This is a genomic window from Streptoalloteichus hindustanus (genome assembly GCF_900129375.1).
Classification (GTDB): Bacteria; Actinomycetota; Actinomycetes; order Mycobacteriales; family Pseudonocardiaceae; genus Streptoalloteichus; species Streptoalloteichus hindustanus.
This window is the reverse complement of sequence record NZ_FQVN01000001.1, coordinates 728,893-741,254: the sequence shown is the minus strand read 5'-3', so window position 1 is coordinate 741,254 and position 12,362 is coordinate 728,893. Positions and strand designations below refer to the sequence as shown.

The window sequence follows — 12,362 nt, the reverse complement described above, 5'->3', positions numbered from 1 at the left end:
GGCCAACGGGACAGGCCAACGAAGACGGGTCGGTGGAACGGATCGGTGGAACCGGCCGGTGGGACGGGTCAGGGCGACCCGACGCGGGACTGCTCCGGGGAGGCCACCACCCGGAGCTTGGGCTGGGCCGGAACCGGGAGTTCGGCGTCGTCGAACGCCGCGCCCGACCGCTCCCGGTAGTCGCCGAACGGGTCGTACCGGTCGTCGCCGTCCTCGAGGATCTGCCAGGCCGGCGGCTGCGCGTGCACGCCGGGCCGGAACTTCGGCACCCGCATGATGACCTTGGTGCCCGCGCCGAAGTTGGTCTCCACGATCAGGCCGTAGTCCTTGCCGAACGCCGACATGAGCCGCGCGTTGATGTTGCCGAGGCCGACGTGCGCGCCGGTGAGGTGGGCGTCGGAGAGCTCCTCGCGCAACCGGTCGGGGTCCATGCCGACGCCGTCGTCGTCGACGCTGATCACCGCCTCGGCGCCGGCGTCCGCCGCGACGACCTTGATGGTGCCGCCCTCCCGCTTGCTCGCCAGGCCGTGCCGCACCGCGTTCTCCACCAGCGGCTGCAACGCGAGGAAGGGCAGGGAGACCGGCAGCACCTCCGGCGAGATCTGCAGCTCGATCCGCAGCCGGTCCTCGCCGAAGCGGGCCTGCTCCAGGGTCAGGTAGCGCTCGATGTTGTGCAGCTCGTCGGCCAACGTCGTGTACTCCCCGGCCGTGCGGAAGGAGTACCTCGTGAAGTCGGCGAAGTCGAGCAGCAGCTCCCGCGCCTGCTGCGGGTCGGTGCGCACCAGCGAGCCGATCGTCGTGAGCGCGTTGTAGAGGAAGTGCGGCGAGATCTGCGCGCGCAGCGCCTTGACCTCGGCCATCGCCAGCTGGGCCCGGGACTCCTGGAACTCGGCGAGGGAGAGCTGGATCGACACGTAGGCGCCGGCCTCCTCCGCGGCGCGCCACAGCCGCTTCCCGTTGGTGGAGGCCACGATCGTCAGCGCGCCGGTCGGCCTGCCCTCGACGAGCAGCGGCACGACGACCGCGTGCCGCATGGGGCAGCGGGGGATCTCGCACCCCAGCTCGGTGTGGTCGATCAGCTCCCGCTTGCCGGTCGCGAGCACCTTGACGAACGACTCGGTCAGGTCGGCGTAGTGGTGGTTCGCCTCCCCGTCCCACGCCAGGAGCTGGCCCTGGTCGTCGCTCAGCGCGACCGCGACGCAGGCCAGCAGCTCCCGCAGGTGCGGCGCGGCCGCCTCCGCCGTGGACACGGTCAACCCGTCCTGCAACGCCGGCGCGGCCCGGGAGACCCGGTGCAGCGCGTCCAGCGTGGCGTTCTCCACCGAGGTGCTCACCCTGCGGGCCCGGCACAACATGAGGAACAGGCCGAGCACCGCGACGGTGGCGAGCAGGGTGGGCGTCGTTTGCTCGATGAGCAGCTCGCGCACGCGACCATGCTGGGGGGCGGCGGGGGCCCGGGGCAACCGTCGGCAGCAACCTCACGTGATCCGATCGGGTGAAAGTTGTGAGCACAAGCTGTCGCGGTCCGGCCCCGGTGACGACATCTTGGTCTTGGAGAGGGGCCGGGTCCGGTGGAGGGGCCGGGCCGGGCCGCGCGCCGGGGGTCGGGTCATCCGATGTCGGCCTGGACAGCGGCAATCCGGGCCGGCAGGGTGATCAGGGTGTCGACGCGGGGATCGAGCTCGGTGCGGGTCGCGCTGTTCGCGACCTGCCTGACCGACACGTTGTTCCCGACCACCGCCATCGCCGCGACCCGCCTCCTGGAGCGGTTGGGCTGCCGCGTCGAGTTCCCCCTCGACCAGACCTGCTGCGGCCAGATGCACCTGAACACCGGCTACCGCGCCGAGGCCGCCCAGCTGGCCGAGCGGTACGCGGCGATCTTCGCCGGGTACGACGCCGTGGTGGCGCCCTCCGGGTCCTGCGCGGGGATGGTGCGGGAGTTCCACCCGGAACTCGTCACGACCTCCCCCCCGCGCAACGCCGCGGCCAGGAACACCTACGAGCTCTCGGAGTTCCTGGTCGACGTCCTCGGCGTGACCGACGTCGGCGCGTACTTCCCGCACCGGGTCACCTACCACCCGACGTGCCACTCGCTGCGGATGATCGGGGTCGGCGACCGCCCGTTGCGCCTGCTGTCCGCGGTGCGCGGCCTGGACCTCATCGACCTGCCCGAGGCCGAGACGTGCTGCGGGTTCGGCGGCACCTTCGCGGTGAAGAACGCCGAGGTGTCGACCGCGATGCTGGCCGACAAGATGCGGTGCGTGGCGGAGACCCGGGCGGAGGTGCTGACGGCGGGTGACAACTCGTGCCTGATGCACATCGGCGGGGGGCTGTCCCGGATGCGGGTGGGCGTGCGCCCGGTGCACCTGGCGGAGATCCTGGCGAGCACCGAGGAGGAGCCGTGGCCGGCACCGGCGTGACGTGGCTGGGCACCCCGACCTTCCCGAAGGCGGCCCGCGCCGCGCTCGGCGACACCCAGCTCCGGCGCAACCTCCGCAAGGCCACCCACACCATCCGCGACAAGCGCGCGGCCGCGGTCGCCGAGCTGGCCGACTGGGAGCGGCTGCGCGCGGCGGGCGCGGCGATCAAGGACAGCGCGCTGGCCAACCTCGACGTCCACCTGGAGCGCCTGGAGGCGGCGGTGACCGCGCGGGGCGGCGTGGTGCACTGGGCCAGGGACGCCGACGAGGCCAACGCGATCGTCCTGCGGCTGGTGCGGGCGGCCGGCGCGGACGAGGTCGTCAAGGTGAAGTCGATGGCCACCGCGGAGATCGGCCTCAACGAGGCGCTGCTGGCCGGCGGGGTCCGGCCGGTCGAGACCGACCTCGCCGAGCTGATCGTGCAGCTCGGCCGCGACCGCCCCTCGCACATCCTGGTTCCGGCGATCCACCGCAACCGCGCGGAGATCCGGGAGATCTTCCGCAGGGAGATGCCGTCGGCCTCGCCCGGGCTGACCGACGACCCCCGGGAACTCGCCGACGCGGCCCGGCACCACCTGCGGCTGAAGTTCCTGTCCGCGCGGGTGGCGGTCTCCGGGGCCAACTTCGCGGTCGCCGACACCGGCTCGGTGGTGGTCGTCGAGTCCGAGGGCAACGGGCGGATGTGCCTGACCCTGCCGGAAACGCTGATCACCGTGATGGGCATCGAGAAGGTGGTGCCCAGTTGGCGGGACCTGGAGGTCCTCCTCCAGCTCCTCCCCCGCTCGTCCACGGCGGAGCGGATGAACCCCTACACCTCGGTGTGGACGGGGGTGACGCCGGGCGACGGCCCGCGCCACTTCCACCTGGTGCTCCTGGACAACGGCCGCACGGACGCGCTCGCCGACGAGGTCGGCCGGCAGGCGTTGCGCTGCATCCGCTGCTCGGCCTGCCTGAACTCGTGCCCGGTCTACGAGCGGACCGGCGGCCAGGCGTACGGCTCGGTGTACCCGGGGCCGATCGGCGCGATCCTCACCCCGCAGCTCCTCGGCGACCTCTCCGACCCGCAGCAGGCGTCGCTGCCCTACGCGTCCTCGCTGTGCGGCGCCTGTTTCGAGGTCTGCCCGGTGCGCATCGACATCCCCCGGGTCCTGGTGCACCTGCGGTCGAAGGTCGTCGCCGCGAAGAGCGGGGCGTCGCCGGAGGCCGCCGCGATGGCGGCGCTCGGCTGGATCATGCGGGACCCCCGGCGGTTCGAGGCAGCGCAACGCGCCGGCTCGCTGGCCCGGCTGCTGGCCCGGCAGGGGCGGATCAGCCGCCTGCCGTGGCCGGGCTCGCGCTGGACCTCGGCGCGGGACGTGCCCGCGCCGCCCCGCGAGTCGTTCCGGGCCTGGTGGAGGCGCACCCGTGGCTGACCCGCACGCGTCCGCGCGCTCCGAGGTGCTGGGGCGGATCAGGGCGGCCATCGGGCCGGACCGCCCCCGGGTCCGCATCCCCCGGGACTACGACGCCCGCCGGGAGCACCGCGACGTCGTGGAGCTGCTGGCCCGGCGGGTCGCCGGCTACCGGGCCGTGGTGCGGCGGGTCGCCTCAGCCGACCTGCCCGACGCGGTCGGCACGCTGCTGACCCGCCGCCGCGTGCGGATCATGCTGGGGCCGACGGACCTGCCGGAGGAGTGGCGGGTGCCGGACGTGGAGTGGCACCTCGACGACCCCCCGCTGACCGTCGAGCAGCTCGACCGCGCCGACGGGGTGCTCACCGGCTGCGCGGTGGCGATCGCCGAGACGGGCACCGTGGTGCTCGACGCCGGGGCGACCCAGGGCCGCCGGGCGCTCACCCTGGTTCCGGACTACCACCTGTGCGTGGTGCGCGCGGACCAGGTCGTCGGCACGGTTCCCGAGGCGCTGGCCCGACTCGACCCGGTCCGCCCCCTCACGTTCGTCAGCGGGCCGTCGGCCACCAGCGACATCGAGCTGGACCGGGTGGAGGGCGTGCACGGGCCGCGCGCGCTGGAGGTGCTCATCGTCAGCTGACCGGCGCGGCCGTCACCTCAGCAACCGTCACCTCAGCAACCGGGACATGCGGCGGTCGGCCAGGGGACGGCCGCCCGTCTGGCAGGTGGGGCAGTACTGGAGGGAGCGGTCGGCGAAGGACACCTCCCGCACGGTGTCGCCGCAGACGGGGCAGGGCAGGCCGGTGCGCCCGTGCACCCGCAGCCCGGACCGCTTCTCACCCTTCAGGCGCGCGGCGTGCTGGCCGACAGATCGGTCGACCGCGCCGGTCAGCACTTCGAGCAGCGCGCCGTGGAGCCGGTCGAGGGCGTCGTCGTCGAGGCGGCCGGCGGTCGCGTACGGCGAGAGCCGGGCGGTGTGCAGGATCTCGTCGGAGTAGGCGTTGCCGACGCCGGCGACCAGGGACTGGTCGGTGAGCGCGGTCTTGAGCCGCTCGGTGCGGCCGGCCAGCAGCTCGGCCAGCTCGTCGCGGGACAGGGCGAGCGCGTCCGGGCCGAGCCGGGCGACGCCGGGCACCTCGGCGGGGTCGTGGACGATCCACACGGCGAGGCGTTTCTGGGTGCCGGCCTCGGTGAGGTCGAACCCGGGTCCCTCGCCGGGCGGCCCGAGGTGCACACGCAGCGCGAGCGGCCCCCTGCCGGGGCGGGGCGGCATCGCGGCGGTGGTGTCGAGCCACCGGAGCCAGCCGGCCCGCGACAGGTGGGCGACGAGGTGCAGTCCGTCGCAGTCGACGTCGAGGTGCTTGCCGTGCCGGGTGGCGCCGGTGACCTGGCGGCCGACGAGGGCCGGCGGTGGCGGGTCGACGGTCTTGAGGACGCTGAGCGAGACCACGTCGACCCGGGCGACAGCACGACCGACGGCGTGCTCGCGGAGGTGGTGCGCCAACGCCTCCACCTCGGGAAGTTCAGGCACCCGCCCAGTGTGGCAGCACGTCCCCCACCCCAGCAGAGCCCGAGGCGGCGCTCTGCCTCTCCGCTCTCGGGACAGCCCCCACCCACCCTGGGGGGCGACCCCTGCACCAGCCTATCGAGCGCGGGCCCACGGCCCCACCGTCCACCACCAGCCTGTGGACAACTCAGGGTGATGTGGGTAACCGCGGAGAGCAGCGAAAAACCGACTACACCCCACCCAGGACGGGGAGCCCACACCGAGGGGCTTCACCCAATCGTGCGACACATAACCAGGAAGTAGTCAGACCGCCGCAGGGCAAGGCTGGAGATCACCTGACGGAGGGGAAAGCCACCCGGCGCTCACTCCACCGGTTGCAGCGGCCCCACGCCGTCCCGGTCCGGGGTCGCGAACACCTCGATGTTGCGGGCGATCCGGCTGACCTCCTGGCGCACCCTGAGCACACCGCGCACCTGGCCGACCCACCGCTCGGCGGGGCGGTCCTCCAGGTTGCCCGGCGTCTCCGCCACCACCGTCCACGGCCGCCGCAGCGCCCACCGGGCCGGGAAGAAGCCGACGACCAGGGTCAACGCGAGGATCAGCCACGCGGGCACCATCACCGAGGCGGGCGTCCACCACACCAGCGCCACGACCAGCAGACCGAGCAGGACGGCCATGATGACGCCGGGCGCCTGCCCACCGCTCACGTCGTGCTCGAAGTCGTCGGCGGTGGCCGGGTTGCTCCACTCCATCCGGGTGCGCACGGTCCACATCCGACCGTCCGCACCACGCACCAGCCGAGTCATCGCCGCCTCCTCGACCAGACCCGGGTGAGGCGGACGGTCACGCATCCGCCCCGACCGGTCACCGAGCGTGAGTCAACGGTACCTCGCACGCGATGCTCCGCGTGGGTGAATGTCGTGTCCACCTAACCTCCGCCGAGGCGGGCCCTGAGCAGCAGGCGATCTCCGGAATTGTGCCGTTCGCCGATCATGGGCCAGTCGGCGGGGTGACGGAGCCGACACGAAAGCTTGACGACAGTTACCCTACTTGCCAGTAACTTCACGGGGCATGCACCTTCCGCTGAACGTGATCCCGGCCCGGTGGCGCGCATTGGCGACGCGCGGCCTCCTGAACCTCCCGGTGCCCCTGCTGCGCCTGCTGGCCGGCCGTCCCATCCGGGTCGACGGTCAGGTCATGGCGCCCAGCGCGCAGCTCGTCCTGCGCCTCCAGTGGCTCATGAACACCGGGTTCGAGGCCACCCGGCCCGCTCCCCTGGCCCGCACCGACTTCGGCCACCTCACCCAGATGCTGAACGCGGCCTGGCGGAGCTCCACACGCCGCCGGGAGCTCACCATCCCCGGCCCGCGCGGTCCGATCGGTGCCGCGCTCTACGAGCCGGCCGACCTGCCGACGGGGTCGCCCCTGCTCGTGTTCTTCCACGGCGGAGGTTGGGTGGTCGGCGACCTGGACAGTCACGACGTGGTGTGCCGCTTCCTGGCCGAGCACGGTGAACTCCGGGTCCTGGCGGTCGACTACCGCATGGCCCCCGAGCACCGCTTCCCGGCCGCCGTGGAGGACGCGGAGGCCGCCTTCCGCCACGCGGTCGACCACGCCGAGGAGTGGGGGGCGGACCCCGACGCCGTGGCCGTGGGCGGCGACAGCGCCGGCGGCAACCTCTCGGCCGCGATCAGCGTCCTGACCAGCCGGTCCGAGGGCCCGCGTCCCGCGTTCCTCCTCCTGCTCTACCCCGCGCTCGACGCCACCCGCGTCCGTCCGTCCCGCCGGCTCTTCGCCGAGGGCTTCTTCCTCGGCGAACGGCAGATCACCTGGTTCCTGGAGCACTACGCGCCGGACCGCTCCGCCCTGTCGGACCCCCGGCTGTCCCCGCTCCTGGCCGACGACCTGAGCGGCCTCCCCCCGACCTACGTCGCCACCGCCGGGTTCGACCCCCTGCGCGACGAGGGCGAGGAGTTCGCGGAGCGCCTCCGCGAGGCCGGCGTCCCCGCGGTCGTGCGCAGGCACAGGGGGTTGTTCCACGGGTTCGCCAACACGCTCGGTGTCGACCCCAACGCCCGCGACGCGATGGTGGAGGCGGTGGGCGCGCTCCGCACCGGACTGGCCCTCGGAGGGGGGCGATTCGGAGTTCGCCGAGACGTCCGCTAAAGTAGTCCCCGCACGCCGGAAGGCGCTGGCGGACGTAGCGCAGTTGGTAGCGCATCACCTTGCCAAGGTGAGGGTCGCGGGTTCGAGTCCCGTCGTCCGCTCCAAAAAGTGGGAAGGCGACCCAGTCGCCTTCCCACTTCTGGTTTTCCGGCGCCGTTCACCGCCCGGGGGCAGGATGGCCTTGTGGATCTGGACACAGCCCGAGCCCTCGTCCGCGCCCAGCACCGCGCCGTGCTCGCCACGACACGCGCTGACGGCACACCCCAGATGTCCCCGGTGCTGGTCGCCCTCGACGACCGGGATCGACTCGTGGTCAGCACGCGGGAGGCGGCCTACAAGGTGCGCAACATCCGGCGCGACCCGCGTGTGTGGATCTGTGTGCTGCCGGACGGGTTCTTCGGCCGGTGGGCGCAGGTGGAGGGTGTCGCGACGGTGGTGTCGCTCCCCGAGGCGCTCCCCGGCCTGGAGGACTACTACCGCCGGATCTCCGGCGAGCACCCCGACTGGGACGAGTACCGCGAGGCGATGCGGGCCGAGCGGCGCGTGCTGCTGCGGATCGACCTGACCAGGGCCGGGCCCGACCGCAGCGGCTGAGCGGTCACCCGCAGCAACGCGGGTCCTCGCAGGGAAGCCCGTACTCGCTCCCGTAGGCGACGAGGTCCCGGACCGGGCGGAGCGCCTCGGCCGCGAGGTCGGCCGGCATCTTCTTGTGGTCGCGGCCGGCGGGGTTCGCCCAGGTGGCCGGAGCGTCGTTGAGGTCGAAGCGGCGCCGGCCGCCGACGAACAGCGTCCAGAGCGGGTGGTTGGGGAAGTTGTTGATCCGCAACACCCACCACTCGCCCTCGACGAGGGCGGCGACCGGGAAGTACACGTCGCCGGTTTGCCCCCACTCCGGGCGGACTGTCAGCTCGGGCCGTTCCACGGCGGCCATCGTGCCTGACGCCCGCCGCGGTCCTTCGGCCGGTCCTGAGTGCGCCCCGGAGGCCGGTGCCGGCGCCCACCGATGCGGCCGAGGGACCACGACGTGCTTTCCGCGGCCACCGCTGGTCTTCCGCGATCAGGAGCAGGTGCGGAGAACCGGGCGAGCGGGCAGGTCAGCCGTTGTCAGCGACCCCCAGACCGACGGGGCACGAGACGCCAGTGCCACCGATGCCGCAGTACCCGTGCGGGTTCTTGGCGTCCGAGAGGTACTGCTGGTGGTAGTCCTCGGCGTAGAAGAAGTCGCGCAGCGGCGCGATCTCGGTGGTGATCTCGCGGTGGCCGGCGGCGGTGAGGGCCTGCTGGTAGGCGTCGCGGCTGGACTCGGCGGCCGCACGCTGCTCGTCGTCCGCGTAGTAGATCGCCGACCGGTACTGGGTGCCCACGTCGTTGCCCTGGCGCATCCCCTGCGTCGGGTCGTGCGCCTCCCAGAACACGCGCAGGAGCTCCTCGTAGGACACCCTGGCGGGGTCGAAGACCACGAGGACGACCTCGGCGTGCCCGGTCCGCCCGCCGCACACCTCCTCGTAGGTGGGGTTCGGCGTGTGCCCACCCGCGTAGCCCACCGCGGTCGACCACACGCCGGGCGTCTGCCAGAAGCGGCGCTCCGCGCCCCAGAAACACCCGAGCCCGAAGACCGCGGTGCGCATGCCCTCCGGGAAAGGAGGCACGATCCGCCGCTCCGGGTACACCGCGTGCCGCTCGGCGACCCGGACCGCCTCCGCCCTGCCGGGCAACGCCGTCTCGGCGCTGACCAGCTCCGTCACGTCCCGTCCGAACCAGGTCATACAGCCAGCCTAGAGCCGCCGCGGCGGGCGCCGGTGAATATTCGACCTCTTGTTACCTGATCAATGCGCACGGTGTTCACGGAAGTGATATCCCCCCATTGGGGTAACAACCTGGACACTATGCCCGAATTGACGATGAGCGGAGTGCGAGCATCGCAGGCCGCAGTACAGCCGCAGGGGGGATGATGAGCGTCCGCGACCAACTCCGTCGTGTGGTCGCCGCAACCACCACCCTCGTCCTGCTCGGAGGGCTGGGCCTGCTCGCCTGGGTGGGGTGGGGCGGGGGTACCGACCCGTCGGCCAGGGCCATGGCCGAGCTGCGCCCCGTGCTCGGCTCCCCGGACCCGCGGCAGCCGGGGCCGCCGCCCCGGGGGAAGCCACTGGTGATGCCTCCCGGGCCGCTCGTGCTCGCGGTCAACGGCCGACTGTCCGCACCCGCCAACTCCCAGGTCGTCGCCCCGGTCGAGAAGGAACTGCTCGACCGCCACAAAGTGGATCACGTGGAGGCCTGGGCGACGCGCGACGAACGAATCACCAGAGGCACCTATCTGTTCCTCACGGATGATCACGAGAGCGCACAGCGGTTGCTCAATGATCTCGACGGCCTGTTCGACCGGGTCGGTTTCACACTTCGGAAGGACGCGCCGAAAGGGGTCCGGGTCCGACAACAACCACTGCCTCAGGGGAAGCGCGGGCCGATCAGTTATCGCGCGTTCTACGTGGCAGGCGCTGCGGTCATCGCTGTGGAGGGCTACGGCCCCGTCGCGAACGACGTGACCCCGGCCTTCAACGCTCTTCTGGAACAGCAGGTACGAAATCTGCCGGTGGCCACGTGAGAGCGCGGCGTCACCCTGTTCTCGCCCGGTCGGGACTTCTCGACAGTTCGCTCGCCCCCGCTGGCGTCCTGCTGCTACGCGCTCTGGGAACGACCCTGGTCGTCTACTCCTTGCTCGGTCTGTGGCTGGCGGAACACGCGGAACCGCTCTGGCTGGTGGACACCGCTCGGGAGTGGCTCAACCGGGCGCTGGGGATCGGAGAGGACTTCGGCGGCTTCGGTCTCTGTCTCCTGCTCCTCACCCACGGCTGGGACGAGGCCGCCGCTCACGCCCGCGGAGAATGCGCCAAGGACCGCATCCGCCGTCTGCTCGGTCACTGGCTCCCCGTTGTCGTGGCAACTGTGGTCGCCATCGGGGCGCTGTCCTTCGGAGCGGACGTGCTCACGCGTCCCGACACCGTTCCCCAACCTGATCTCCTCCACGCCCTGGGCGCGGTGACCTTGGCTGACCAGGTGCTTCCCCAGGCCGCACCACTGCTTCCGCTGGCGTGGCTGGTGTTGGTCCAGATCGCGGGCTCCCTCCTCGCCTCCGCCAGCCGCCGCACCGGTCGCGTTGTCTGGTTGGCACCGGCAGCCCAGCTCGTGGCCGTATCCACCGTCGGTGTGCTGGGTGTCTCTCCCGGCCCGACGCACCGGGTCGCCGAGATCGTGGCGTTTCTCCCGCTCGTCGTGATCGGCCAGGTCGCCTACCAGGTGTGGGCCAGAGAGATCAGCTCGTACCTCGGGACGTCCCTCGGTCTCCTGGCCTGGGTCGTGTCCGCCGCCATCTCCAACACCCATGCGACCCTCCGGCACTGGTGGTACCCGGTGACGTTCCTCTTCGCCGTGCTGCTCTTCCTCGTCACCGTGCGGACCAGTGGCCGGACGGCGGACCGCGTCGCGCGGAACAGCGTTGTTCGGTGGATCGCCGACCGAGCCCAGTGGCTGGTGCTCCTCCCAGGGGTTGTCTGCTACCCCGTACTCGACGCGCTCCACACCCGACTTCCCATGGCGCTGACCGCTGTCACCGCCGCCTCCGCGGTCGCCATCGCGACGGAAGCCGGTGACTTCGTGACGAGGTCTGCACTTCGACCGAGGGGCAGCCGGTGACCGGCGCTCCTTCGTCAACCCGGAAAGGCAATCGCTACCTGCACGGTCTCGACCTCCTGCGGGTGCTCGCGGCGTTCTGCGTTCTCTACATCCACCTCACGGGGTGGCTGCTGCACGCGCACCACCCCTGGCCGGTGGGAGACGCCGTCAACGCGCTGGTGGTCCGGCCGTTGCGACTGGAACCGGATCTCGCGAACCTCGGTATCACGACGTTCCTGATCGTCAGCGGGATCGTGACGACACATGTCGCGCTACGCGAGCGCCCACTGCAGTTTCTCGGACGTCGGGCCGCCCGGCTCGTCCCGGCCCTGGCCGTCACCGTGCTCGCCGCCTGGCCCCTGGCGACGGCTGGCCTGCTGATGACCAGCGAGGACTACGACCTGGCCGACGTGGTGGCGAACATGTTTCTCGTCAACTACTTCCTGCCCGACACACCGGTCGTCCTCGATGTCACCTGGTCGTTGACGGTGCAGTTCTCCTTCTACTTCTTCGTGGCGGCCACGATTCCCCTGCTGCGCCGTTGGCCCTGGCTCCCGCCGGCGATCGGCGCGACCACCGTGTCGGTGCTGCTGTCGCTCATCAACACCCAGGACACCCCGGCGGAGCACCAACTTCGGGTCATCATCACGTTCCTCCCCGTCATGTTCCTCGGACAGCTGGTCTCACTGGTCCGGTCCGGCCAGCTCGCACCGGCGGCCGGGATCGGCCTCGGCGCGGTGCACTTCCTGCTCTTCGTCCGCGCGACGTTGACCAACGAGACGATTCCCGGCGGCAGTGCCAACCCGCGGATCGTGGCGCTGGTCATGCTCGTCGTGCTGCTGGTGGGCCCCTCGCGAGGACGGATCGTCACCCGTCCCTGGGTGCGAACCCTGTCCAGCCGCACGTACTCGGTCTATCTGGCCCACAAGGTCGCGGCCTACCCCCTGCTGGCCCTACTCTCTCCCTCGATCGGATGGGTCGCCGCGCTGCTGGTGGCACTGGTCGGAGTCGGGGTCGCAACCGAACTGCTGTACCGCTGTGTCGAGATGCCGATCAACAAGTGGTACCGAAAGTGGTTGGAGCCGCGGACGAATCCACGTCGACGCCGCCCCGGCGAGAACCAGGGGCGAGCGCGTGCGACAGAGGCCGTTCCCCGTTCTCGCTGACCCGTCGGGAGTTGCGCATGCAGTGGCAGGATGAGTTGCGAAG

The 12,362-nt window shown here is 71.7% G+C and carries 13 protein-coding genes and 1 tRNA gene; 9 read left to right on the top strand and 5 right to left on the bottom strand.

From position 1 onward, the window contains the following. Positions 1–68 precede the first annotated feature (68 nt). Positions 69–1,427, bottom strand: coding sequence for a GAF domain-containing sensor histidine kinase (locus tag BUE43_RS03505; RefSeq protein WP_073479818.1), 1,359 nt, complete (start codon positions 1,425–1,427; stop codon positions 69–71). Positions 1,428–1,661: 234 nt separating this feature from the next. On the opposite strand from BUE43_RS03505, the gene BUE43_RS03500 reads away from it, so the two are divergent. Genes BUE43_RS03500 through BUE43_RS03490 form a run of 3 tightly spaced genes read left to right on the top strand, consistent with a single transcriptional unit; the run spans position 1,662 to position 4,451 of the window. Beyond that, a complete protein-coding gene (locus BUE43_RS03500; protein ID WP_073480245.1) occupies positions 1,662–2,420 on the top strand; it encodes a (Fe-S)-binding protein in 759 nt (252 codons plus the stop codon). Further along, positions 2,402–3,832: a lactate utilization protein B gene (locus BUE43_RS03495; protein ID WP_073479817.1), complete on the top strand. Its 1,431-nt coding sequence runs from the start codon at positions 2,402–2,404 to the stop codon at positions 3,830–3,832. Before BUE43_RS03500 ends, BUE43_RS03495 begins: the two co-directional genes overlap by 19 nt. After that, on the top strand, positions 3,825–4,451 hold the full coding sequence (locus tag BUE43_RS03490; protein ID WP_073479816.1) for a LutC/YkgG family protein: 627 nt from the start codon (positions 3,825–3,827) through the stop codon (positions 4,449–4,451). The genes BUE43_RS03495 and BUE43_RS03490 overlap by 8 nt, the downstream gene beginning before the upstream one ends. Positions 4,452–4,478: 27 nt before the next feature. Here the strand turns inward: BUE43_RS03490 and BUE43_RS03485 are convergent, their stop codons facing one another. Then, positions 4,479–5,342, bottom strand: coding sequence for an Fpg/Nei family DNA glycosylase (locus BUE43_RS03485; RefSeq protein ID WP_073479815.1), 864 nt, complete (start codon positions 5,340–5,342; stop codon positions 4,479–4,481). Between the two features lie 338 nt (positions 5,343–5,680). Then, entirely contained in the window at positions 5,681–6,124 is a 444-nt protein-coding gene (locus BUE43_RS03480) for a DUF983 domain-containing protein (protein WP_073479814.1), read from the bottom strand. A 265-nt stretch (positions 6,125–6,389) separates the two neighbouring features. On the opposite strand from BUE43_RS03480, the gene BUE43_RS03475 reads away from it, so the two are divergent. The 3 genes from BUE43_RS03475 (at position 6,390) to BUE43_RS03465 (ending at position 8,078) form a co-directional block, all read left to right on the top strand. Further along, the gene (locus tag BUE43_RS03475; RefSeq protein WP_073479813.1) at positions 6,390–7,484 is read left to right on the top strand and encodes an alpha/beta hydrolase; all 1,095 of its coding nucleotides are present in this window, start codon (positions 6,390–6,392) and stop codon (positions 7,482–7,484) included. Between the two features lie 28 nt (positions 7,485–7,512). Further along, positions 7,513–7,588, top strand: a tRNA-Gly gene (locus BUE43_RS03470). Between the two features lie 79 nt (positions 7,589–7,667). Further along, entirely contained in the window at positions 7,668–8,078 is a 411-nt protein-coding gene (locus BUE43_RS03465; RefSeq protein WP_073479812.1) for a PPOX class F420-dependent oxidoreductase, read from the top strand. A 4-nt stretch (positions 8,079–8,082) separates the two neighbouring features. Here the strand turns inward: BUE43_RS03465 and BUE43_RS03460 are convergent, their stop codons facing one another. Then, positions 8,083–8,406, bottom strand: a complete 324-nt coding sequence (locus tag BUE43_RS03460) for a hypothetical protein (RefSeq protein WP_200797346.1) — start codon at positions 8,404–8,406, stop codon at positions 8,083–8,085. A gap of 172 nt (positions 8,407–8,578) precedes the next feature. Continuing rightward, positions 8,579–9,250 (bottom strand): peptide-methionine (S)-S-oxide reductase MsrA, encoded by a 672-nt coding sequence (gene msrA, locus BUE43_RS03455; RefSeq protein WP_073479810.1) that lies wholly within the window; start codon positions 9,248–9,250, stop codon positions 8,579–8,581. A 185-nt stretch (positions 9,251–9,435) separates the two neighbouring features. Between msrA and BUE43_RS03450 the strand changes: the two genes are divergently transcribed. Genes BUE43_RS03450 through BUE43_RS03440 form a run of 3 tightly spaced genes read left to right on the top strand, consistent with a single transcriptional unit; the run spans position 9,436 to position 12,319 of the window. Further along, positions 9,436–10,086 (top strand): hypothetical protein, encoded by a 651-nt coding sequence (locus BUE43_RS03450; protein ID WP_143173921.1) that lies wholly within the window; start codon positions 9,436–9,438, stop codon positions 10,084–10,086. Continuing rightward, positions 10,083–11,174 (top strand): hypothetical protein, encoded by a 1,092-nt coding sequence (locus tag BUE43_RS03445; protein ID WP_073479808.1) that lies wholly within the window; start codon positions 10,083–10,085, stop codon positions 11,172–11,174. Before BUE43_RS03450 ends, BUE43_RS03445 begins: the two co-directional genes overlap by 4 nt. Beyond that, positions 11,171–12,319, top strand: a complete 1,149-nt coding sequence (locus BUE43_RS03440; RefSeq protein ID WP_073479807.1) for an acyltransferase family protein — start codon at positions 11,171–11,173, stop codon at positions 12,317–12,319. The genes BUE43_RS03445 and BUE43_RS03440 overlap by 4 nt, the downstream gene beginning before the upstream one ends. The last annotated feature ends 43 nt before the right edge of the window (positions 12,320–12,362 follow it).

Bases quoted from the DNA above. Each gene is read 5' to 3' on its own strand.
- BUE43_RS03480 (WP_073479814.1), bottom strand. From the start codon at position 6,124: ATGACTCGGCTGGTGCGTGGTGCGGACGGTCGGATGTGGACCGTGCGC.
- BUE43_RS03475 (WP_073479813.1), top strand. From the start codon at position 6,390: ATGCACCTTCCGCTGAACGTGATCCCGGCCCGGTGGCGCGCATTGGCG.
- msrA (WP_073479810.1), bottom strand. From the start codon at position 9,250: ATGACCTGGTTCGGACGGGACGTGACGGAGCTGGTCAGCGCCGAGACG.
- BUE43_RS03450 (WP_143173921.1), top strand. From the start codon at position 9,436: ATGAGCGTCCGCGACCAACTCCGTCGTGTGGTCGCCGCAACCACCACC.